At 68.7% G+C, this 22764-nt stretch carries 20 protein-coding genes and 1 tRNA gene; 8 read left to right on the top strand and 13 right to left on the bottom strand.

The features are described from left to right. A partial coding sequence (gene uraD / locus AC1Q6E_RS20350) for a 2-oxo-4-hydroxy-4-carboxy-5-ureidoimidazoline decarboxylase (RefSeq protein WP_492573414.1) occupies positions 1-1236 on the bottom strand: 1236 nt, incomplete at its 3' end. Positions 1237-1244: 8 nt separating this feature from the next. Continuing rightward, positions 1245-2186 (bottom strand): allantoinase PuuE, encoded by a 942-nt coding sequence (gene puuE / locus AC1Q6E_RS20345; protein WP_492573413.1) that lies wholly within the window; start codon positions 2184-2186, stop codon positions 1245-1247. A gap of 171 nt (positions 2187-2357) precedes the next feature. On the opposite strand from puuE, the gene uraH reads away from it, so the two are divergent. Next, entirely contained in the window at positions 2358-2711 is a 354-nt protein-coding gene (uraH, locus tag AC1Q6E_RS20340) for a hydroxyisourate hydrolase (protein WP_152795122.1), read from the top strand. On the opposite strand, the gene AC1Q6E_RS20335 is transcribed toward uraH, so the two are convergent. Continuing rightward, complete coding sequence (locus AC1Q6E_RS20335) at positions 2674-3657, bottom strand: LysR family transcriptional regulator (protein ID WP_492573412.1); 984 nt, start codon at positions 3655-3657, stop codon at positions 2674-2676. The two genes, uraH and AC1Q6E_RS20335, sit on opposite strands and share 38 nt — an antisense overlap. Positions 3658-3803: 146 nt before the next feature. Here AC1Q6E_RS20335 and xdhA point away from each other — a divergent pair, with 146 nt between their 5' ends. From xdhA to xdhC, 3 genes are read left to right on the top strand one after another with little or no spacing between them, the layout of a single operon-like run. After that, complete coding sequence (xdhA, locus tag AC1Q6E_RS20330; protein WP_492573411.1) at positions 3804-5405, top strand: xanthine dehydrogenase small subunit; 1602 nt, start codon at positions 3804-3806, stop codon at positions 5403-5405. After that, complete coding sequence (xdhB, locus tag AC1Q6E_RS20325) at positions 5402-7726, top strand: xanthine dehydrogenase molybdopterin binding subunit (protein ID WP_296556654.1); 2325 nt, start codon at positions 5402-5404, stop codon at positions 7724-7726. The genes xdhA and xdhB overlap by 4 nt, the downstream gene beginning before the upstream one ends. Then, positions 7723-8565: a xanthine dehydrogenase accessory protein XdhC gene (xdhC, locus tag AC1Q6E_RS20320; RefSeq protein ID WP_152795115.1), complete on the top strand. Its 843-nt coding sequence runs from the start codon at positions 7723-7725 to the stop codon at positions 8563-8565. Before xdhB ends, xdhC begins: the two co-directional genes overlap by 4 nt. A 4-nt stretch (positions 8566-8569) precedes the next feature. On the opposite strand, the gene AC1Q6E_RS20315 is transcribed toward xdhC, so the two are convergent. From AC1Q6E_RS20315 to AC1Q6E_RS20300, 4 genes are all read right to left on the bottom strand, one after another. Then, a complete protein-coding gene (locus tag AC1Q6E_RS20315) occupies positions 8570-9091 on the bottom strand; it encodes a MarR family winged helix-turn-helix transcriptional regulator (protein ID WP_296556652.1) in 522 nt (173 codons plus the stop codon). 77 nt (positions 9092-9168) lie between these two features. Next, positions 9169-10083, bottom strand: a complete 915-nt coding sequence (locus AC1Q6E_RS20310) for an ABC transporter substrate-binding protein (protein ID WP_492573410.1) — start codon at positions 10081-10083, stop codon at positions 9169-9171. Positions 10084-10091: 8 nt separating this feature from the next. Beyond that, the gene (locus tag AC1Q6E_RS20305; RefSeq protein WP_152795109.1) at positions 10092-11051 is read right to left on the bottom strand and encodes a Bug family tripartite tricarboxylate transporter substrate binding protein; all 960 of its coding nucleotides are present in this window, start codon (positions 11049-11051) and stop codon (positions 10092-10094) included. A gap of 29 nt (positions 11052-11080) precedes the next feature. Beyond that, a complete protein-coding gene (locus AC1Q6E_RS20300) occupies positions 11081-11476 on the bottom strand; it encodes a RidA family protein (RefSeq protein ID WP_296556650.1) in 396 nt (131 codons plus the stop codon). Between the two features lie 167 nt (positions 11477-11643). On the opposite strand from AC1Q6E_RS20300, the gene AC1Q6E_RS20295 reads away from it, so the two are divergent. After that, complete coding sequence (locus AC1Q6E_RS20295; protein WP_492573409.1) at positions 11644-13095, top strand: NAD-dependent succinate-semialdehyde dehydrogenase; 1452 nt, start codon at positions 11644-11646, stop codon at positions 13093-13095. Between the two features lie 40 nt (positions 13096-13135). Here the strand turns inward: AC1Q6E_RS20295 and AC1Q6E_RS20290 are convergent, their stop codons facing one another. The 6 genes from AC1Q6E_RS20290 to AC1Q6E_RS20265 all read right to left on the bottom strand — a co-directional run bounded on the left by AC1Q6E_RS20290 (position 13136) and on the right by AC1Q6E_RS20265 (position 20321). Continuing rightward, entirely contained in the window at positions 13136-15046 is a 1911-nt protein-coding gene (locus tag AC1Q6E_RS20290) for an ABC-F family ATP-binding cassette domain-containing protein (protein WP_492573408.1), read from the bottom strand. Positions 15047-15203: 157 nt separating this feature from the next. Beyond that, positions 15204-16097: a 50S ribosomal protein L3 N(5)-glutamine methyltransferase gene (gene prmB, locus AC1Q6E_RS20285; RefSeq protein WP_152795105.1), complete on the bottom strand. Its 894-nt coding sequence runs from the start codon at positions 16095-16097 to the stop codon at positions 15204-15206. A gap of 22 nt (positions 16098-16119) precedes the next feature. Further along, positions 16120-17253, bottom strand: coding sequence for a succinyl-diaminopimelate desuccinylase (gene dapE / locus AC1Q6E_RS20280; protein WP_152795103.1), 1134 nt, complete (start codon positions 17251-17253; stop codon positions 16120-16122). 26 nt (positions 17254-17279) lie between these two features. Continuing rightward, on the bottom strand, positions 17280-18110 hold the full coding sequence (dapD, locus tag AC1Q6E_RS20275) for a 2,3,4,5-tetrahydropyridine-2,6-dicarboxylate N-succinyltransferase (protein ID WP_152795101.1): 831 nt from the start codon (positions 18108-18110) through the stop codon (positions 17280-17282). A gap of 136 nt (positions 18111-18246) precedes the next feature. Next, positions 18247-19455, bottom strand: coding sequence for a succinyldiaminopimelate transaminase (gene dapC / locus AC1Q6E_RS20270; protein WP_152795099.1), 1209 nt, complete (start codon positions 19453-19455; stop codon positions 18247-18249). Between the two features lie 158 nt (positions 19456-19613). Beyond that, complete coding sequence (locus AC1Q6E_RS20265; RefSeq protein WP_152795098.1) at positions 19614-20321, bottom strand: helix-turn-helix domain-containing protein; 708 nt, start codon at positions 20319-20321, stop codon at positions 19614-19616. Positions 20322-20515: 194 nt separating this feature from the next. Between AC1Q6E_RS20265 and AC1Q6E_RS20260 the strand changes: the two genes are divergently transcribed. The 3 genes from AC1Q6E_RS20260 (at position 20516) to clpP (ending at position 22764) form a co-directional block, all read left to right on the top strand. Beyond that, positions 20516-20602 (top strand) — tRNA-Leu (locus tag AC1Q6E_RS20260). 195 nt (positions 20603-20797) lie between these two features. Next, positions 20798-22108, top strand: a complete 1311-nt coding sequence (gene tig, locus AC1Q6E_RS20255) for a trigger factor (protein WP_296556639.1) — start codon at positions 20798-20800, stop codon at positions 22106-22108. Beyond that, positions 22108-22764, top strand: a complete 657-nt coding sequence (gene clpP, locus AC1Q6E_RS20250) for an ATP-dependent Clp endopeptidase proteolytic subunit ClpP (protein ID WP_152795096.1) — start codon at positions 22108-22110, stop codon at positions 22762-22764. The genes tig and clpP overlap by 1 nt, the downstream gene beginning before the upstream one ends.

Here is a 22764-nt window from a genome sequence, read left to right as displayed (position 1 = left end):
TCCCTCTCTGCTCTCCCCCCCCCCCCCCCCCCCCCCGCCCAGGGTCAGGAGCCGCCTCACGCTGCCGGCGATGGACGTGACCACGCCCACGGGCAGGTTGCGTTCCAGCAGCACCGGACCCTGCTCGATGTGGATTTCGAAGTAGTGCCGCAGGCGGGCGGTCTCGGCCGCCGCCTTGCCAAGCTGTTCCGGATCGAGGCCCGCGAGCTGCATGGCCTGGCGCATGCTGATGTCGGCGGCATCCAGCGAATCCAGCACGCCGGGGTCGAAGCGGCCGATGTAGGCCGACGAGCCCAGCAGCGTGCTGCCGTAGCGCACGCCTTCCTCCTCGGCGAAGGCCACCACATCCAGATCGAAGGGCAGGCGGCGATTGCGCCGCTTCAGGTCGGCCACCACGGCGATGGGAAGCAGGACACCCAGGCGGCCGTCATACTTGCCGCCGTTGCGGACCGTGTCGTAGTGGCTGCCCGTGGCCACCAGCGGCGGTTCGGGCGTCGTGGGGGCGGCCCGGTAGCGGCCCACGACGTTGCCCGCGGCGTCCTGGTAGACCGAGTCGAAGCCGGCCTCCAGCATCCAGGCCTGGACGCGGGCGGCCACCGCGCGGTGGGCCGTGGACAGGTAGGTGCAGGTCAGGTGGTCGGGCGAATCGGAGTAGCCGGCAAGCGTTTCCGCCCAGGCCATCACGAGGTCGCCGTAGGGGCGGGCCAGGGACAGCCGGTCCGCGAGGCGGATCTCGGCGATCCGGTCGATCTGCCGCAGCGCTTCGGCGAATTCCTGGTCGGGCGCGTGCCGCAGCCGGCGCTCGATGGCGGCGATGATGTCGTAGCGGCTCAGGCCGGCGCCGGTCGGGCCTCGCACCGCGATGATGAAGGGGAATCCGAAGCGGCCGCCGTAGGCCGCGTTGAGCTGGTGCAGCAGTTCGAATTCCTCGGGCGAGCATTGGGTGAGCCCGGCCCGCGCCTGTTCGCCGGCGGAATCCTCCGTCAACTGGCCCGCCACGGCGGCGCGGCCGGCCAGTTCCGGATGGGCGCGGATCAGCGCCAGTTGTTCGTCCCGGGTGCCCTCCCGCACGGTCTGCGCCAGCGCGTACTTGAGCGCGGCGGCCGAGGCGAAGGGGCGCTTGGGAGCGGTCCGCTCCAGCACCCAGGGGCTGTGCTCGTACAGCCCGTCCAGGAACTGGACGAAGCGGACGGGATCGGCGGTATTCAGGACGTCGAGCGTGAGCGAGGCAGTCATGGCGGAGATCAGGAGGCGGAGCCGGCGGCCGGCGTGTACGGATGTTCTTGCTTCCAATGGCGGGCGATGTCGACGCGGCGGCAGATCCAGACGTCCTGGTGCTTCTCGACATGGTCCAGGAAGCGTTGCAGGGCGGTGAAGCGGCCGGGCCGGCCCAGCAGCCGGCAATGCATGCCCACCGACATCATGCGCGGTTTGTCGGCGCCTTCCGCGTAGAGCACGTCGAAACTGTCGCGCAGGTAGTGGAAGAAGTGATCGGCGGTGTTGAAGCCCTGGGGCGTGGCGAAGCGCATGTCGTTGGCGTCCAGCGTGTAGGGGACGATCAGGTGGGGCTTGCGCGCGCCGGAGGCCGTCTCGACCTCGGTCCAGAAGGGCAGGTCGTCGCCGTAGTAGTCGCTGTCGTACAGATAGTCGCCCTGTTCGACCAGCAGGCGGCGCGTGTTGGGGCTGTCGCGTCCCGTATACCAGCCCAGCGGCCAGGCGCCGTCGGTCAGCCTGCGCAGGATCTCCGTGCCGCGATGCATATGCTCGCGCTCGGTGGCCTCGTCCAGGTTCTGGTAGTGGATCCAGCGCCAGCCGTGGCAGGCGATTTCGTGGCCGTGCTCGAGGAAGGCCGCCGTGGCTTCCAGGTTGCGTTCGAGGGCCATCCCGCAGCCGAACACCGTGAGCGGCAGGCGGCGCCGTTCGAACTCGTTCAGGATGCGCCAGACGCCCGCGCGCGAGCCGTATTCGTAGATGGAGTCCATGCTCATGTGCCGGGCCGGATAGGCGGCCGCGCCCACGATCTCGGACAGGAACTGTTCGGAGGCGGCGTCGCCGTGCAGGACGTGGTTCTCGGCGCCTTCCTCGTAGTTCAGGACGAACTGCACGGCCACGCGGGCGCGGTGGGGCCAGCGCGCGTCGGGAAGGTGGCGGCCGTAGCCGGTCATGTCGCGGGGATAGGCTGTCATGGCGTGGGCAACGAATCAGGAGTGGAGACGGAACGGACACGCATGGACATTCTCCCATGACGGACGGACGGGGCCGCGGGCGGGGATGTGGCCGCTAGCGAAACTATATACACTTTTGTCGTCGCGCCGGACGGCGCGCGCCGCGCCATCGCGTTCCATCAAAGGATTCCCATGGGAAAGCTGACCACCCACGTTCTCGATACCGCCCATGGCTGTCCGGCCGCGGGACTGAGGCTGGAACTGTTCCGCATGGACGAGGGCCAGGCGGTCCTGTTGCGCCAGGTGTCCACCAACGCCGACGGGCGTATGGACGGCCCTTTGCTCGAAGGCGACGAACTCGTCGCCGCCGCCTACCGCCTGGTGTTCGAGGCCGGCGACTATTTCGCCGCGCGGGGGCTGGCGCTGCCCGAGCCCCGTTTCGTCGATCGCATCGCGCTCGACTTCGGCATCGCGGAGCCCGGGCAGCACTATCACGTGCCGCTGCTGGTCAGTCCCTGGAGTTGGAGTACGTATCGGGGGAGCTGAGCGGACTGCGCACGCACGCGGCGATCTGTTCGCGCAGCCATCGGATAGGGCCGTCGCGCCGCGCGCGCGGGTGCCACAGCAGGTAATACTGCAAGGACGGCAGGGCAATGGGCAGGGGCAGCACCGACACCGGCAGCGAGCTGGCGAAGAATTCGGTGAAGCGCCTGCCGGTGGTCAGCAGCAGGTCGGTCTGCGTCAGTACGTAGGGAATCAGGCTGAACACGGGGCATTCGAGCGCGACGTGGCGGGCGTGTCCCAGCCGCGCGAGCATGGCGTCGACCGTGCTGCGCAGGCCTGGCCGCATCGCCGTGGGCGCCGCGTGGCGCGCCTGAAGATAGGCCTGCGCGGTCAGGTCGCCGCGGGTCAGGGGGTGGTGGCTGCCCATCATGACCACCAGTTCGTCCTCCAACAGCGGCAGCCGGTGCAATTGCGCCGGCGGATCCGGCCAGTTGGCGATGACCAGGTCCAGCCGGCCGTCGGCCAGCTTCTGCGCATAGTCCAGGTCGTCCGTCAGCGGATGCACGCTCAGCGCCAGGGCGGGCGCGGCCGTCCGCAGCCGGCCGGCCAGGCGCGGCAGCAGCATGGGGTCGAGATAGTCCGGCGCGGCCAGGTGCAGGGTGCCACGCGCCTTGCGCGGATCGAACTCGTCGGGAGGTGCCAGGAAATGCTCGGCCTGTGTCAGCATTTCCCGCGCCGGGGCTTCCAGTGATAGCGCGGTGGCGGTCGGCACGACCCCGCCCGGCCCGCGCACGAACAACAGGTCGCCCGTCAGGCGGCGCAGCCGGGCCAGCCGGCCGGACAGCTGGGGCTGGCCCATGCCCAGCCGTATCGCGGCGCGCGAGACGTGCAGCGTATCCAGCAGCGTGACGAAGGCCTGGATGTCGGTCAGGCTCAACCGGGACAGGTCGGTGCTGCCCTGGGCAACTGCGGGCGGGGCGGCGGGCATGTCGGGACTCCGGAGATGTCATCCATGATAATGAATAATGCTCATCTTCAGGTAAAGATGACAACCCCCGCCAGGACGCGTATGTTTCGGATATGGTCCCCGGCGTCCCGTTGCGGACGCGGCGGGCGTACTCCTGGCAGAGCGACATGGCTTCCGATCCTTCCTCCCCCGATACGCCGCTCGAGTTGCGGGTTCGTCCCGCGCGTTTCTGGCATGGCCGCAAACTGGTCGAGCTCGGGGGGCTGCCGCCCGCTTTCACGGTGCTGGAATGGCTGAGGGAAGTGGCGGGGTGCCATGCCGTCAAGGAAGGCTGCGCCGAGGGCGACTGCGGCGCCTGTACGGTGGCGGTGACCGACCTGGACGAAGCGGGCAATCCCCGCGTGCGTGCCATCAATGCCTGTATCCAGCCCGTGGCGGCGCTGGACGGGAAATTGTTGGCCACCGCCGGCGAAATCGGCGAGCCGGATGCGCTGCATCCTGTCCAGGCGGCCATGGTCACGCACCACGGTTCGCAGTGCGGGTTCTGCACGCCGGGCATCGTGATGTCGCTGTACGCCATGTACGAGGGCAGGCGGTTGGCCGATGAGGCGGTGGTCGGCCGCGGGGACGCGGTGCGTGCTCTGTCCGGGAATCTGTGCCGGTGCACGGGGTATCGCCCCATCCTGGATGCGGCGCAGGCAATGTGCGGACCCGATTGGCAGGGCGAATCGGCCGAGGGACTGCGCGAGCGCCTGGCCCAGGTGGCGCCCAGGCCGCAGGCCTGGACGCCAGGGCAAGCGGCGGACGGTTTCGATGGCCATGCCCGCGGGCGATTCCTGGCGCCGCGTACGCTGGCGCAACTGGCGGCATTGCGCGCGGCGCACCCGGACAGCCGCATCGTGGCAGGCGCGACCGACGTCGGCCTGTGGGTCACCAAGCAGCATCGCGCGCTGGGTGAGATGCTGTGGATAGGGGGGGTGTCCGAGTTGGCGGCGATCGGCCGCATCGGCCGGGATGCGCTGGCATCGTCGCGCTGGGGGCGGGATGTTCCGTGCCTGGAGATCGGCGCGGCCGTCACCGTCGAGGACGCGTGGCGGGCGCTGGCGCCGCACTTTCCCGCCTGTACCGATTATTTCGACCGTTTCGCATCGGTGCCGGTGCGCAACAGCGCCACGCTGGTCGGCAACGTCGCGAACGGTTCGCCCATCGGCGACACCGCGCCGCTGCTGATCGCGCTGGGCGGCTCCGTGGTGCTGCACCGGCAGGGCCAGGAGCGGGTCCTGCCAGTGACCGATTTCTATCACGGCTACCAGAAGAACGACCTGCGTCCGGGCGAATTCATCCGCGCCGTGCGCGTGCCGCTGCCCGGCGCCCAGGTCGCGGTCCGTGCCTGGAAACTGTCCAAGCGGGTGGAGCAGGACATCAGCGCGGTGGCCGTGGCCACGGCGCTGTGCGTGGAGCAGGGGCGCATCGTTGCCGCCGGCGTGGGCGTGGGCGGCATGGCCGCGGTGTCCAGCCGCGCCGCGCGGACCGAGCAGGCTCTCCTGGGCCTCCAGGTGGACGTGCCCGCCGCGTCGCTGCGCGACAGCCCCGGCATGCGGGCGGCGTGGCACGCCATGCACGACGAATTCGATCCGCTGGACGACCTGCGCGCCAGCGCGGCCTATCGGCGCCAGGCCGCGGCCAACCTGCTGCTGCGGTCGTGCCTGGAGCTGGCGCGGCAGGCGCCGGCCACGCGCCTGGGCGAACTCGCGGCGATACAGACATGAATGCCCCCGATCATCCCGGCATCCTGAACGTCGGGGCCGAACCGCAGGCCTGCGGCGAGGCGGTGCCGCACGAGGCGGCGCATCTGCACGTCAGCGGCCGCGCGCTGTACGTGGATGACGTGCCCGAGCCGCGCGGCACCTTGTTCGTCGCCCCCGTGCTGTCCAAGGTCGCGCACGGGCGGCTGAAAAGCGTGGACGCCTCGGCCGCGCTGGCGATGTCCGGCGTGCGCCGCGTCCTGACAGCCGCCGACCTGCCGGCCGCCAATGTGGTGGGCGCGGGGCACGACGAACCCATCCTGCCCGCGGACCTGATCGAGTATCTGGGCCAGCCGGTCGCGCTGGTCGTCGCCACCGGCGCCAAGGCGGCGCGCGTGGCCGCGCGGGCGGTCCGGATGGAAGTCGAGCCGTTGCCGGCCATCCTGACGATCGCCCAGGCGCTGGAAGCCGAATCCTGGGTGCTGCCCCCGGTGCATCTGGTTGAAGGCGACGTCGAGGCGGCGATGGCCGCCGCGCCGCATCGCCTGCAAGGCGAGTTCGCGGTGGGCGGGCAGGAGCAGTTCTACCTGGAAGGACAGATCGCGCTGGCCATGCCGGGCGAGGACGGTACGATGAAGGTGTTGTCGTCAACCCAGCATCCGGGCGAGGTGCAGCACTGGGTGGCCGACGCGTTGGGCGTGCCCGCCCACTCGGTGCAGGTCGAATGCCGCCGCATGGGCGGTGGATTCGGTGGCAAGGAAACCCAGGCCGGCCACATCGCGGTGTGGGCCGCGGTGGCGGCGCGCATCGCCGGGGCGCCATGCAAGATGCGGCTCGACCGCGACGACGATTTCCTGATCACCGGCAAGCGCCATCCCTTCCTCGGCCGCTGGACAGTGGGCTTCGACGGCCAGGGGCGCATCCTGGCCATCGAGCTGATGCAGGCGGCGGCCTGCGGATTCTCCGCCGACCTGTCCGGGCCGATCGCCGATCGCGCCATCTTCCATGCCGACAACGCCTACTACCTGCCGGCCGTCGCCATCCACAGCTATCGCTGCAAGACCCATACCCAGTCCCATACCGCCTTCCGGGGGTTCGGCGGTCCGCAGGGAGTGGGCATGATCGAGGCTGCGCTCGACGACATCGCCCGCCTCCTGGGCCTGGATCCGCTGGCGGTGCGCCGGATCAACCTGTATGGCGATGCGCCCCGCGACCGCACGCCCTATGGGATGCAGGTCACCGACAACATCCTTCCCGCGCTGATCGAACGGCTGGCGGCCGATTGCGGCTACGCCCGCCGGCGCGAGGCGATCGCGCGCTGGAACGCCGACAGTCCGGTGATCAAGCGCGGCCTGGCCCTGACGCCGGTGAAGTTCGGCATCTCGTTCACGGCCACCCTGTTCAACCAGGCCGGCGCGTTGGTGAACGTCTATACCGACGGTTCGGTCACGGTGAACCACGGTGGAACCGAGATGGGGCAGGGGCTGCACACCAAAGTGTGCCAGATCGTGGCCGATACGCTGGGGGTGCCGCTGGCGTGGGTGCGCATCACCGCCACCGACACCGGCCGGGTGCCCAATGCTTCGGCCACCGCCGCCTCCAGCGGCACCGACCTGAACGGCCGGGCAGCCGAGTTCGCGGCGCGCGAGGTGCGCGACCGCTTGCGCGCCCATGTCGCCCGCACGCGCGGCGTGGAGATGGGCCAGGTGTCGATACGCGGCGGCAAGGTGCTCGTGCCGGGCGCCGAACTCGATTTCGTGGCCGTGGCCAAGGCGGCGTATGCCGCGCGCGTGTCGCTGTGGTCGGACGGCTACTACGCCACGCCCAAGATCCACTACGACCACAAGACCATGCGCGGCCGCCCGTTCTACTACTTCGCCTATGGCGCGGCGGCCACCGAGGTCGCGGTCGACACGCTGACCGGCGAGATGCGCGTGCTGCGCGTGGATATCCTGCACGACGTGGGCCGCTCCATCAATCCGGCGATCGACCTGGGCCAGATCGAGGGCGGTTTCGTGCAGGGGGTGGGTTGGCTGACGTCCGAGGAACTGGTCTGGAAGCCGGATGGCACGCTGGCCACGCATGCGCCGTCCACCTACAAGATTCCGACCTCGGGCGACGTGCCGGACGACTTCCATGTCGAACTCTGGTCCGAGCCCAACCGCGAGGACAATGTCTACGGTTCCAAGGCCGTGGGCGAACCGCCTTTGATGCTGGGCTTTGCCGCTTTCTTCGCCATACGCGAAGCGGTGGCGGCGGCTCGCAGCGAGCGTGGGCGCATGCCGCTCGTGCCTTTGTCGGCGCCCGCGACGCCCGAGGCCGTGCTGCGGGCCGTGGAGCAATGACCCATACCGCGCTGCTGCCCGAAGGGCTGGCTGATTTCGCCCGCGCGGCGCGTGGCCAGCCTGTGTGCCTGGTCCGCGTGCTGGAGGTGCGGGGCAGCGTCCCGCGCGGCACCGACGCGGCGCTGCTGGTCGGTGGCGACGGCTTTGCCGGCACCATAGGCGGCGGCCACCTGGAATACGAAGCCATCGCGCACGCGCGGTCGCTGTTGCGGCAAGCCGAGGCCGGTTCCATGGTCGAGCAGACGCGCCGCGTCGCGCTTGGCCCCACGCTGGGCCAGTGCTGTGGCGGCAGCGTGGAGCTGCGCTTCTCGGTGCTGGCGGATGCGGGCGATGCCTTGCCGCGGCTGGAAGGGCTGGAGGCGCGGCCGCACGAGCTGTGGCTGTATGGCGCCGGGCACGTGGCGCGGGCGCTGGTGCATGTCATGCTGCCGCTGCCGTTCCGGATACGGTGGCTGGACACCCGCGAAAACGTTTTTCCGCATCCGCTGCCCGGACAGGTCGAGACCGTCCAGGTCGACGACCTCGCGGCCGAGGTCGCCGACGCGGCGGCCGGCGTCATGCACCTCGTCATGACCCACAGCCATGCGCTCGATTTCGACATCGTGCGCGCCGTGCTGGAGCGGGGCGATGCCGCCTATTGCGGGCTTATCGGCTCGGCCACCAAGCGCGTGACTTTCGAGCGGCGCCTGCGCGCGCGAGGCATGGGCGAGGCAGGCATCGCTTCACTGGTGTGTCCGATCGGGCTACCGGCGATCGCGGGCAAGCTGCCGGGGATCATCGCGGTGTCGGTGGCGGCGCAGTTGCTGCTGGCCACCCAGGCGGTCGAGGTGTCGGCCTGAGGCCTCAGTCGCGCGCCTCGATGGCGAACAGCAGCGTGCTCAGCATCGCGGCCAGCTTGTCCGCTTCCTGGCGGCCGAGCGGGCGCAGCAGCCCGGCCATCGCGTCGAAGTGGCGGGCGATGGCTTCGTCGGCGAGCGCCTTGCCTTCGGGCGTGAGCCGGACGATCACGCCGCGGCGGTCGTTGGGGTCCGGTTCGCGCACGACCAGGCCGCGTGCCTGGACGCGGTCGATGCGGTTGGTGACCGCGCCCGAGGTCAGCAGCGATACCTTGATCAGGTCCGAAGGCTTGAGCGCGAACTCCGGGCCGCAGCGGCGCAAGGTGACGATCAGGCTGAAGGTCTCCCAGGTCAGCCCCATGGGCGCGAGCCATTCCTCGGCGTGTCGCACCATGTGCGTGGACAGGCGCGACAGGCGGCCGATGATGCCCAGCGGCCAGGGATCCAGATCGGGACGTTCGCGTTTCCAGTCGTCCAGCAGTTGCTGGACGGAATCGCGCCGCGGAGTGGTGGGAGACGCTGGGGGCAAGGGACGGACTCTTGATGCCGGTTCGGTTGCGTCGAACTCTATCACGAGGCGCGCGCCGGCCGGTTCCACCCGGCGGTTCATATCTCCGGCAGGTAGCCCAGGTCCACATATCGCGCCGGGTCGCGCAGCGCCACGGCCTGGCCGGCGTGGCGGTTGCGCAGCGCCAGCACGGTGGCGATGCCGGCCATGACGGGGCGCAGATCGCGGATGAGACCGGTGCCGGGTGCCAGCAGCACGTCGCGGGCGCGTTCGCTCAGTGCCGGGTCGAGATCCCGCGCGTGTTCGCGCAGCAGGGCGGCGGCGCGTGAGCCCGTGTTCGGCAGGACGAGCCAGTCCAGCGAGGTACGGTAGGCGCGCGCGAACGCCCTGAGCGTATCGCTCGATGTGGCCGCCCAGGCGCGTCGGCAGAAGGCGGCCGATCCCATGTAGCCGTCCAGCCAGGCCGCGCCCGGAAGGATGCGGCAGCCGGCTTCCTGCGCCAGCAGTTCGTAGGGCGTGCGCAACAGCGTGGCCGCGTGCCGGCCCGCCAGCAAGGCCGCGTAGCGCTGGCTGGTGCCGCCGGCGGGTACGATCTCGACCTCGTGGGCCGGGATGCCGTGCGTGGCCAGCAGCTCGCGCAGCACGAAGGCAAAGCCGGTGGACAATGCGTCCACCGACAGGGTCCTGCCGCGCAGGTCGTCGTAGCCCTGGATGCCGGGCGCCGCGACCAGGCTCAGAAAGCCCCGGTCGCCGCCCAGGAAGGCCACCAGGTCGGGGCGGGTGCCGGGGATGCGGGCATGGCCTTCCTGGTAGGCCACGAGATTGTCGATGCCGGCGATGGCGATCCGGACCTCGTCACGCAGCAGGCCCTCGACCAGTTCGGCCGAGCCGCCGACGTAGTGGAGTTCGATGGGCACCCCATGGCTCGCGAAGAAGCCCTGGTCGATGCCGGCCCACAGGGGCAGGTTCCATCCGCCGTCGAACACGGCCACGCGCAGGGGATCGATCGCCATGGCGAGCCTCAGTTGACGGCGGCGCCGGAGGCGCGGACCACCGGGCCCCAGCGGTCGATCTCGCTGCGTATCAACCGCGAGAACTGTTCCGGCGTGCCGCCCAGGATTTCCATGCCCTGGCCTTCGAGTTTCTCGCGCACGGCCGGGTCCCGCAGGGTTTCCTGCAACACCCGGTTTAGCTTGTCGACCACGGGCTGCGGCGTGCCCGCCGGCGCCACGAGGCCGAACCAGGCCGAGACGTCGAAGCCTGGCAGGCCTTGCCCGGCGATAGGGGGAACGTCCGGCAGGCTGGCCAGCCGCCGGGCCGAAGTCAGCCCCAGCGCGCGCAACTGGCCGGCCTGGATCTGGCCGGCGGCGACCGGGACACTGAGAAAGGTCATGGCCACGTCGCCCGCCAGCACCGCGTTCATGCTTTGCGGCGCACTCTTGTAGGGCACGTGCATCAGCTTGATGCCAGCCTGCGACGCGAACATCTCGCCGGCCAGGTGCTGCGAGGTGCCGCTGCCGCCGGACGAGTACGCGAGGTCCGGCGCCTTGCGGGCCGCGGCGACGAGATCGGGGATCGAGCGGATGGGCGATTTGGCCGCCACCACCAGCACGTTGGGATTGGAGGCCACCATACCGATCGGCGTGAAGTCCTTGACGGGATCGAAGGGCATGCGGGCATAGAGCCAGGGGTTGATGCCGTGCGTGCTGATCGAGGCCAGGAGCAGGGTATGGCCGTCGGCGGGCGCCTTGGCGACCAGTTCGCCGGCGATGTTGCCGCCTGCGCCCGGCCGGTTGTCGACCACGATGGTGTGTCCCAGGCGGCGGGACAGGTCCACGCCGATGATGCGGGACAGGATATCGGCCGAGGAACCGGCGCCGCTGGTGACGACCAGCGTGACGTTCCTGCTGGGATAGGTGTCCGCGTGAGCGGCAAGGCAAAGCGAACTGGCGAACAGGGCAAGGAAAGCGCGGCCTGACATGGAAGTCTCCTGGATGGCGCGGGGCGGGGTCAGACCACGGCGATGGCCTGGATTTCGACCACGATGCCCGGACGGGCGAAATGCGACACCGTGATCAGGGTACTGGCGGGGAAACCGGTGCTGCCGAGCAGCTCGGAGCGGATATCGACGAAGCGGTCGCCATGGCGGGGGTCGTCGATGAACACCGTCATCCAGACCAGGTTGCGCAGGTCCGCGTCGCAGCGGGCCAGGGTGCCCTGGATCAGCGCGAAGCATGTGCGCACCTGGGCCTCGAACTGGCCGGAGATGTCTTGCCCTTGCAGGTCTTGGGTGGTGGTCTGCCCCGCGAGCCAGATGGTGCGGCCGCCTTCGGAGACGACGGCGGGCGAAAAGGCGCGTTGCTGCTGGTAGGGGGTGCCTTCTAGGCGACTGATCCTGGCTTGCACGATGCATGTCCTGTGGTGGGGGAACGTGCAGTTATCTTATCATTAAGAATCTTAATGTAAAGATATTTATGGCGAAGCGGGCATTGCGATCTATGCTCTTCGTGGTACGCCTGCTCCGATCGACGCAGGAGGGCGCCCCAGCCTCGATACGCAAAGGAATCACCGACATGCCACACGCTACGACCTACACGGATACCCAGCTCTTCATCGACGGCCAGTGGAGGGATGCCGCCGGCGGCAAGACCCTTGCCGTGGTGAATCCCGCCACCGGCAAGGAAATCGGCCGTGTCGCCCACGCCGGCCGCGTGGACCTCGAACAGGCGGTCGAGGCGGCGCGGCGGGGCTTCGTCACCTGGAGCGAGATGACCGCCGCCAAGCGCAGCGACATCATGCGCAAGGCCGCCGCCCTGATGCGTGAGCGGGCGGGAGACATCGCGCCGCTGATGACCCAGGAAAACGGCAAGCCGCTGGCCGAATCCAAGGGCGAGACGCTGGCCGCCGCCGACATCATCGAGTGGTTCGCCGAAGAAGGCTTCCGGGTGTACGGCCGCATCGTGCCCTCGCGCGGCAGCCTGGCGCAGCGCCAGATGGTCCTCAAGGATCCGGTCGGACCGGTGGCGGCGTTCACGCCGTGGAATTTCCCGATCAACCAGGTGGTGCGCAAGCTGGCGCCGGCATTGGCCGCTGGCTGCTCCGTGGTGGTCAAGGCGCCCGAGGAAACCCCGGCCGCGCCGGCCGCCTTGATCCGTGCCTTCCAGGATGCCGGCCTGCCGCCGGGCGTCCTGGGGCTGGTCTATGGCGATCCGGCCGAGATCTCGGGTTTCCTGATCCCGCATCCGGCCATCCGCAAGATCACGTTCACGGGCTCGACCGCGGTCGGCAAGCAGCTCGCCGGCCTGGCCGGCCAGCACATGAAGCGCGTGACCATGGAGTTGGGCGGCCACGCGCCGGTCATCGTCTGCGAGGATGCGGATGTCGCCCTGGCCGTGAAGTCCGCCGGCGGCGCCAAGTTCCGCAATGCCGGCCAGGTCTGCATCTCGCCGACGCGTTTCCTGGTCCATGAAAGCGTGCGCGCCGAATTCGCCGCCGAGCTGGCGAAGTGGGCGAAGGGCCTGCGGGTTGCCGACGGCCTGGCCGAGGGGACGCAGATGGGTCCGCTGGCCAATCCCCGCCGCCTGGCCGCCATGTCCGGCTTCCTGGACGACGCGGTCCAGAAGGGAGCGCAGGTGCTGGCCGGCGGCAAGCGCATGGGCGAGATCGGCAATTTCTGGGAGCCGACCGTGCTGACCGACGTGCCGCTCGATGCCCGCATCTTCAATGACGAACCCTTCGGGCCCGTTGCCGCCATCCGCGCCTTCAACACGCTGGACGAGGCGATTGCCGAGGCGAACCGGCTTTCGTACGGACTGGCCGGCTACGCGTTCACGAGTTCGTTGAAGAACGCCGACCTGATTTCCCGCAAGGTCGAGGTCGGCATGCTGTTCGTCAACATGCCGGCCATCCCGACGGCCGAGATGCCGTTCGGCGGGATCAAGGATTCGGGTTTCGGCTCGGAAGGCGGGCCGGAGGCGGTGGAAGCCTACCTGAATACGCGCGCCGTCAGCGTGATGAACGTCTAGGGGCGGGGCCCGGGGCGCTCGCGCCGGCGGCGCGGACGCCTCAGGCCTGGATGGCCTCGAGTTCTTCCTGTAGTCCCAGCCAGGCTTCCTCGATCTCGCCCAGCCGTTTCTGCAGGTCGCCATGCTCGGCCAGCACGCGGCGGCACTCGTCCCGGCGGGCATCCTCGTACAGGCCGGGGTCGGCGATGAGCTGGTCCAGTTCGCGCTTGCGAGATTCCAGCTTCTGCATCTCTTCTTCCAGCTTCTTGAGCCGGGTCTCCAGCGGTTTGCGCAAGATCGACAGGCGCTGCCGGGTTTCGGCCTCGAGCCGCCGCTGCGTCTTGCGGTCGAGGCCGCCGTCGGCAGGTACGGCATCGGCCGGCGAGGCGGCCGCGTTGCCGCTCTGGCGCCGGGCCAGCCAGTCGCGGTAGTCCTCCAGGTCGCCGTCGAACTCGTGCACGCCGCCATCGGCGACGATCCAGAAGCTGTCCACCGTGGTCCGCAGCAGATGGCGGTCGTGCGAGACCAGCAGCATGGTGCCTTCGAACTCGGCCAGCGCTTCGGTCAAGGCCTCGCGGGTGTCGACGTCCAGGTGGTTGCTGGGTTCGTCCAGCAACAACAGGTTAGGTTTTTTCCAGACGACCAGCGCCAGCGCCAGGCGCGCTTTTTCGCCTCCCGACATGGGGCCGACCTTGGCCATCGCGAAATCGCCGGAGAAGCCGAAGCCGCCCAGGTAGTTGCGCAGGTCCTGCTCGCGTGTCTCGGGGGCCAGGCGGGCCAGGTGCAGGAGCGGCGTGGCCTCGGCATCCAGCATGTCGAGCTGGTGCTGGGCGAAGTAGCCGACCGCCAGGCCGCGAGCCTCTTTGCGCTCGCCGCCCAGCGGGGCGATTTCGCCCGCCAGGGTCTTGACCAGCGTACTCTTGCCCGCGCCGTTGGCGCCCAGGATGCCGATCCGCGCGCCGGCGCGCACCGATAGCTTGACGCCATCCAGGATGGGCGCGGCGGGATAGCCGGCGCGCACGCCGTCCAGCGACAGCAGCGGATCGGGCATGTGGTCGGGCGAGGGGATGCTGATATCGATCCCCGCCGCCGCGCGCATGGGCGCCAGGACCTGCATCCGCGCCAGCGCCTTGACCCGGCTCTGGGCCTGCTTGGCCTTGCTGGCCTTGGCCTTGAAGCGGTCGATGAAGCTTTGCAGGTGGGCGGCTTCGCGTTGCTGTTTGTCGTAGGCGATCTGATTCTGCCGCAGCCGTTCGGCGCGCTGGGTCAGGAAGTCCTCGTAGCCGCCCTTGTAACGTACCAGTTTGCCCTGGTCGAAATGCAGGATGGTCCGGGCCACCGCGTCCAGGAACTCGGTGTCGTGCGAGATCACCAGCACGGTGCCGGGGTAGGCCGCCAGCCAGCGCTCCAGCCACAGCATGGCGTCCAGGTCCAGGTGGTTGGTGGGTTCGTCCAGCAGCAGGAGATCGGACGGCGCCATCAGCGCGCGCGCCAGGTTCAGGCGCATGCGCCAGCCGCCCGAGAAACTCGCCACCGGTTGCCGGAATTCCTCCTGGGCGAAGCCCAGGCCCACCAACAGCTGTTCGGCGCGCGACTGTGCCGAAAACGCGCCCGCGTCGGCCAGCTCGGCTTCCAGTTCGGCCAGCCGCAGTCCGTCGCGGTCGACGTCGACCGCGGCGCGCTCGGCCTGCAGGCGGCGCAGGCGTATATCGCCGTCGATGACGAATTCCAGCGCCTCGCGATCGGTGTCGTGGATTTCCTGCGCGATCGACGCGATGCGCCAACTGGCCGGGATGTCCAGGTTGCCCGCGTCCGGCTCCAGTTGTCCGTTCAATAGCGCGAACAGCGTGGACTTGCCTGCGCCGTTGGGCCCCACGATGCCGACGCGCTCGCCAGGGTGGACCACGAAATCGGTGCTGTCCAGCAGCACCTTGGTGCCGCGCCGCAGAGTAATGCCTGATGCTCGTATCACTGAGGGGACCACCTTGTTTCGACGCTTCCCCGCGCCGACCGGCGAAAACGCCGTTCTTCATCAGTCTGGCAGTACCCCAGGAAACCGCGGATCTGGCTCCGCCAGTCCGCCGGTTTCGCCCCCCGGGGGGCGCGCGTCAGCGCGTAGGGGGGAGCTTTCATTGCAACTGATCCTGCCTGAGCAGCAGCACCTTGTCGTCGCCGCCGGAGGTGCTCAGCCATACCGGGTCCAGATGGGGAAAGGCCTGCTCGAAATAGCCCTTCTCGTGACCCAGTTCCAGCACCAGGATGCCGTCGGGCTGGAGGAATCCGGCCGCCTGCGCGAGCAGCGGCCGGATGAGATCCATGCCGTCCGCGCCCCCGGCCAGCGCGAGGCTGGGTTCGTGGCGGTACTCCGCCGGCAGCGCGTTCATGGAGTCGGTATTGACGTAGGGGGGATTGCACAGGATCAGGTCGTACTGCGCGGGAGGCAGCTTCTCGAACAGGTTCGACTGGTGCAGCGCGACGCGATCCTGCAGGCCGTAGTCATCCACGTTGATGCGGGCTACCTCCAGCGCATCCTTGGAGAGGTCCACCGCATCGACCTGCGCATGCGGAAAAGTCTCCGCCGCCGCGATGGCCAGGCAGCCTGAACCGGTGCACATGTCCAGCGCCCATTCCACGGCGTAGGGATCGTCGATCCACGGCGCCAGGCCGTCGTCCAGGAGCTCGGCGATGTAGGAGCGGGGCACGATGACGCGCTCGTCCACGTAGAAGCGGCGGCCGCGCAGCCAGGCTTCGTTGGTCAAGTAGGGCGCGGGCAGGCGTTCGTCGATGCGGCGGTCGATGATACGGAGCACCGCTTCGCGCTCGTCGCCCAGCACGGCGGCGTCGATGAAGGGCTCGAGCCGGTCGACGGGCAGGTGCAGCGTGTGCAGGACCAGGTAGGCCGCTTCGTCGTAGACGTCCAGCGTGCCATGCCCCAGCGCGATGCCGGCGGCGTTGAAGCGGCTCACGGCGTAGCGGATCAGGTCGCGCACCGTGCGCAGGGAATGGAAATCGGTAGGGGGCATGGGGAGGGTTCCGGGCGTGGCGCTAGCGGACCAGTAGCGCTTCCAGCGTCCGCCGGTAAATGTTTTTCAGCGGCTCCAGGCTGTCCACGGCGATGTGCTCGTTGACCTTGTGGATGGTCGCGTTGACCGGGCCGAATTCAACCACCTGGGGGCAGATCCGGGCGATGAAGCGGCCGTCGGAGGTGCCGCCGGTCGTGGACAGCTGAGCCTCGATGCCGAGCTCGGCGACGATGGCGTCGGTGAGCGCGCTGCATAGCGTGCCGCGCGGCGTCAGGAAGGGCATGCCGCTCAGGGTCCAGTCCAGCGTGTATTCGAGCTGATGCCGGTCGAGGACCGCGAGCACGCGGCTCTTCAGGTCGTCGGCGGTGCTGGCGGTGGAAAAGCGGAAATTGAAATCGATGAAGGCTTCGCCAGGCACGACATTGGTGGCGCCCGTGCCGCTGTGGAAATTGGAGATCTGGAACGTGGTGGGCGGGAAGTACTCGTTGCCGCGGTCCCATTCGGTGGCCGCGAGCTCGGCCAGCGCGCCCGCGCATTGATGGATGGGGTTGCGGGCCTTTTCCGGATAGGCGACATGGCCCTGGATACCCTTGACCACCAGCCGCCCGGACAGCGATCCGCGGCGGCCGTTCTTGATGGTGTCGCCCAGTTGCACGGACGAGGTGGGCTCGCCCACGATGCAGTAGTCCAGCCGTTCGCCACGGGCCACGAGCTGTTCGCAGACCTTGACGGTGCCGTCGGTGGCCGGCCCTTCCTCGTCCGAGGTGATCAGCAGGCCGATCGAACCGGGGTGGTCGGGATGGTGGGCGATGAATTCCTCGGCCGCGACCACGAAGGCCGCGATCGAGCTTTTCATGTCGGCCGACCCGCGGCCGTACAGGTTCCCGTCGACCAGGGTGGGCACGAACGGGTCGGTATGCCACTGCTCGCGCGGGCCGGGAGGCACCACGTCGGTGTGGCCGGCGAAGACGACCAGCGGTCCTTCGGCGCCGCGCCGCGCCCACAGATTGACCACCCCGGCGCCAGCGATGGTTTCGCAGGCGAAGCCGAGCGCCGCCAGGCGTTGGGCCAGCAGGGCCTGGCAGCCTTCGTCCTCGGGCGTGACCGAGGGACGGCGGATCAGTTCTTCAACCAGGGACAGGACGGGAGTGGTCATGGCGGGTCTGTTCCAAGGTCCGGGGGTCAGGCGCGCAGCAGGTCGTTGATGCTGGTCTTGGCGCGGGTCTGCGCGTCGACGCGCTTGACGATGACGGCGCAGTAGAGGCTGTACTTGCCGTCGGCCGACGGCAGGTTGCCCGGTACGACCACCGAGCCCGAGGGGACGCGGCCATACAGGATCTCGCCGGTCTCGCGGTTGTAGATCTTGGTGCTCTGGCCGATGAACACGCCCATGGACAGCACCGAGTTTTCTTCCACGATCACGCCTTCGACGACTTCCGAGCGCGCGCCGATGAAGCAGTTGTCTTCGATGATGGTGGGGTTGGCCTGCAGGGGTTCCAGCACGCCGCCGATGCCTACGCCGCCCGACAGGTGGACGTTCTTGCCGATCTGGGCGCACGAGCCCACGGTGGCCCACGTGTCGACCATGGTGCCTTCGTCCACGTAGGCGCCGATGTTGACGTACGAGGGCATCAGCACCGCGTTGCGGGCGATGAAGGAGCCGCGGCGCGCGACGGCCGGCGGCACCACGCGGAAGCCGCCTTGCTTGAAGTCGGCGTCGCTGTAGCCGGCGAACTTGCTCGGCACCTTGTCGTAGAACTGCAGCGCGCTGCCGGGGCCGGTGCCCATCACGACGTTGTCCTCGAGGCGGAAGGACAGCAGCACCGCCTTCTTGATCCATTGATGGACGGTCCAGTCGCCGTTCTGCTTCTCGGCCACGCGCAGTTCGCCCTTGTCCAGTCCGGCGAGGACGTGCTCGACGGCTTCGCGGACGGCGGCGGGGGCGGCGGCGGGCGACAGCGAGGCGCGGTCTTCCCAGGCTTGTTCGATGACGGTCTTGAGGTCTTGGCTCATGGTCGGATATCCAAAAAAGGACCCCCCCTTACGCGCTTGCGCGCGCCCCCCGAGGGGGCGGCACTGGCGGACCGGCGGAGCCGGATCCGCTGTGCCCTGGGTAGCGGGGTGTGTTTACATGCGGTATGGGTGTTGTTTATGCGATGCGGGTGGTTGGCAGCGAGCGGGCGTAGCGCGCCAGGCGGTGGGCCGCCTCGACGCATTCGTCCAGGGGCGCCACCAGAGCCAGGCGCAGGCGGTTGGCGCCCGGGTTGCCGGCGGGGGTCTCGCGCGCGAGGTAGCTGCCCGGCAGGGCCGTGACGTTCTCCTGCGCCAGCAGGCCGCGGGTGAACTCGGCGTCGTCGATGGGCGTGCGCGGCCAGAGGTAGAACGAGGCCTGGGGGCGCTGGATGTCCATCGCGTCCTGCAGGATGGGCAGGACCGCGTCGAATTTCTCGCGGTACATGCGCCGGTTCTCGCGCACGTGGTCTTCGTCGCTCCAGGCCGCGATGCTGGCCGCCGAGACCACGTCGCTCATGGCGCTGCCATGATAGGTCCGGTACAGCAGGAACTGCGCCAGCAGCCTGGCGTCGCCCGCCACGAAGCCGGAACGCATGCCGGGCACGTTCGAGCGCTTGGACAGGCTGGAGAACACCACGATGTTGTGGAAGTCGCCGCGCCCCAGGCGGTGGGCCGCTTCGAGCGCGCCCAGCGGGGGCTCGGCCTCGTCCAGGTAGATCTCGGAATAGCACTCGTCGGAGGCGATGATGAAACCGTATTTGTCGGCCTGCTCGAACAGGTACTTCCATTCGTCCAGGCCCATGACGTTGCCCGCCGGGTTCCCGGGCGAGCAGACGTAGGCAAGCCGGGTCTCGCTCCATTCGGCGGGCGATACCGATGCCCAGTCGCAGCCGAAGTTGCGCGCCGGGTCGGCGTTGACGAAGGTGGGGCGGGCGCCGGCCAGCAGCGCGGCGCCTTCGTAGATCTGGTAGAACGGATTGGGGCACAGCACCCGGGGTTGCCGCGCGCCGTCGATCACCACCTGCGCGAAGGCGAACAAGGCCTCGCGAGAACCCAGGACGGGCAATACCTGCGTGTCGGGATCGATGGCCGGCAGCCCATAGCGCCGCTCCAGCCATCCGGCGATGGCGGCGCGCAGCGCGGGCGAGCCCTTGGTCGGCGGATAGCCGGACAACCCGGACAGGTTCTGCCGGATGGCGTCCTCGATGAACGCCGGCGTGGCGTGCTTGGGCTCGCCGATGGACAGGCCGACGGGGCGCAGGCCGGCGGGCGGCACGACATTGGCGTACAGCGCGCGCAGTTTTTCGAAGGGATAGGGCTGGAGCAGCCCGAGACGAGGATTCATGGCCGCGATTGTAACCTCGGGCCCGCCATTTTGCCGCCGGGCCGCCCCAAGGCAAAAAGCGCCCCCTCCGGGGGCAGCGCCGCCGCGTCGCGGCAAGCGTTGGGGGCATTTTTCCCCGCCGGGCCGCCCCAAGATGAAAAGTGGCCCCGGCGGCCGTCCTAGCCGGCCTGCCCGGGTGCCGCGAAGTCCCCGCAGGGCTGCGTGAAGGAATAGCCCACGCCCCGGACGGCTTCCAGAGGCAGGGTGAGGCCGTGCCGCTGCGCCTTGCGGCGCAACCGGCTCACCAGGACCGCGACGTTGTGCAACTGGCGCTCGCCGTCCTTGGCCGAAACGGCCTGCCACTGGGCGAAGGTCAGGGTGCGGTTGCGCTCGCTGAAAATGTGGCTGACGAACTGCCATTCGGTCAGGGTCAGCGGCAGGCTGCGGCCTTCCGGGCTCGTCAGGCGGCGCGGTGGCGTGGACAGCAGCCAGAGCGCCGGGGTGGGCGTCTCGGGCGACGGTTCGGGCAGGCGCGGCGCGGTGACGGCGAGGTGGCGCCGCATGGCGCGCAGGATGGGGGACAGTTCCGCGTTGGGAGCGGCGCCGAGCACCCGGACCTCCACCTGGGGCGTGTCCGCGCCGTGGCCGCCGGGTTTGGGGGGGACATAGACGAGACGGGTCAGCGGGTAGCTGTCGAACGCGGTTGCCCGCGCCGCGTCGGCCAGCACCACGGGGTTCTTGCCCGCCCGCAGCAGCGCGTGCACTTCCTGGGAACTGGTGCAGACGTAGACGCTGAAGCCGGCGCGCATCAATTCGTCCGCGATCTCGTAATCGCGGCCGGTCTCTCCGAGCAGGACGGCGACTTCCGGCGTGTGGGTTTCTATCATTGCGGGTAAGAAAGCGTTGCGGGATTGCAATCGCAATCTATCCCAACGTTTTGGAGAGGATGATCAAGAACGGTAAACAGCCGCCCTGAAGGGGCCGGATCGCCCGAGGCAAGGGAAAACAATGGTTGGCGGGCCGGAGGGGCAGGCCGTCCAGGCCTTTTCGGAGACTCGGGTTACAATCCGGTTTCTGATGTGCGACCGTGGCGAAATTGGTAGACGCAACAGGTTTAGGTCCTGTCGGGAGAAATCCTGTGGAGGTTCGATTCCTCTCGGTCGCACCACAAGTTTGAACAACCCTGGCGGTGTCCGGCCGCGGCCGGCAAGGCTGCTTCCGGAGCCTCCGTACGGCGCCGCAGCGCCGCATGGGGGCTGTGGCACAATTCGCGAATGCCCGGATCGATCTCTGGTTGCGGTGCCTCTCGCGGCGCGGGTGTCCGGTTCTGTCGATTACACATACTCAATATATAGGTTTTTGCATGCAGCCTGTGGTTGAAACCCTGTCGGGGCTCGAACGGCGCGTTGATCTTTCCGTGCCGGTGGCCGATATCGAAAAAGAAGTCGAAACGCGCCTCAAGCGCCTGGCCCGCACCGCCAAGATGCCCGGGTTCCGGCCTGGCAAGGTGCCGTTGCCCATGCTGGCCCGTACCTATGGGCCGGAAGTGCGCATGGAAGTGCTGAATGCCAAGATTGGCGACGCGCTGGAAAAGATCGTGGCCGAGTCCAAGCTGCGTCTGGCGGGTTCACCGTCGGTCGAGCCCAAGACCGACGGCGTGGCCGATGATGTGGTCGCCTTCAGCGCCACGTTCGAGGTCTACCCGGAAGTCGCCATTCCCGATCTGTCGGCCCTGGAAATCACCAGCGCCAAGAGCGAGGTGGGTGATGCCGAGGTCGATCGCACGGTCGACATCCTGCGCAAGCAGCGCGTGACCTTCGAAGAGCGCGAAGGCCGCGCCGCGGGCGACGACGATCGCGTGACGCTGGATTTCGCCGGCACCATCGACGGCGTTGCATTCCAGGGCGGTACTGCCGAGGACTTCCCGTTCGTGCTCGGCCAGGGCCGCATGCTGCCTGAGTTCGAGGCTGCCGCGCGCGGCATGAAGGCGGGCGAGACCAAGGTGTTCCCGCTGGCGTTCCCGGCCGACTACGGTTCGGCCGAAGTGGCCGGCAAGACCGCCGAGTTCACCATCACGGTCAAGAAAGTGGAAGAGGGCGTGCTGCCCGGGGTCGACGCCGAGTTCGCCAAGCAACTGGGCCAGGCCGAAGGCGACGTCGAAAAACTGCGCGCCGACATCCGCGCCAACCTCGAGCGCGAAGTGCGCAGCCGCACGCAGGCCCGCACCAAGTCGAGCGTGATGGACGCGCTGGCCAAGGCGGCCACCTTCGACATTCCCAAGGCCCTGGTCAGCGACGACACCGAGCGCCGCATCGAGGCCGCCCGCGAGGACCTGCGCCAGCGCGGCGTGCCCAACGCCGACAAGCTGCCGATCCCGGCCGAGGCCTTCGCCTCCGAATCCGAGCGCCGCGTGCGCCTGGGCCTGCTGGTCTCGGAACTGGTCAAGGCCGAGAACCTCAAGGCCAAGCCCGACCAGATCCGCGCCCGCATCGAGGACTTCGCGCAGAGCTACGAGAAGCCCGAGGAAGTCGTGCGCTACTATCTGACGGACAAGTCGCGCCTGGCCGAAATCGAGGCCATCGTGCTCGAGGACAACGTCGTCCAGCACGTGCTGTCCAAGGCCCAGGTCAAGGACGAGCAAGTCTCCTTCGATGATTTGATGGGAACTGCCTGATGCAACGCTTCGTAGATTTCTACGCATCCATGTACGGGGCCGAGTCGCTCGGTCCCAAGGCCCTCGGCTATGTGCCGATGGTGATCGAACAGTCCGGCCGGGGCGAGCGTGCGTACGACATCTACTCGCGTCTGCTGAAAGAGCGGATCATTTTCCTGGTTGGTCCGGTGGCCGATGCCACCGCCAACCTGATCGTGGCCCAGCTGCTGTTCCTGGAGTCGGAAAACCCCGAGAAGGACATCTCGCTCTACATCAACTCGCCCGGCGGGTCGGTGTATGCGGGCATGGCCATCTACGACACCATGCAGTTCGTCAAGCCTGACGTGGCCACGCTCTGCACCGGCCTGGCCGCCAGCATGGGCGCGTTCCTGCTGGCCGCCGGCGCCAAGGGCAAGCGGATCTCGCTGCCCAATTCCCGCATCATGATCCACCAGCCCTCGGGCGGTGCCCAGGGCCAGGCGACCGACATCGAGATCCACGCGCGCGAGATCCTGTACCTGCGCGAGCGCCTGAACCGGATCCTGGCGGAGAACACCGGCCAGCCGATGGAACGCATCGCGGTGGACACCGAGCGCGACAATTTCATGTCGGCGGCCGATGCGCTATCGTATGGCCTGATCGACAAAGTCTTCAGCAGTCGTACCGAACAGGGTTGA

It is taken from the genome of Pigmentiphaga sp. MLSB6-MA01 (genome assembly GCF_058793475.1).
The sequence above is the reverse complement of the archived record's forward strand: the minus strand, read 5'-3'. Positions and strand labels throughout refer to the sequence as shown.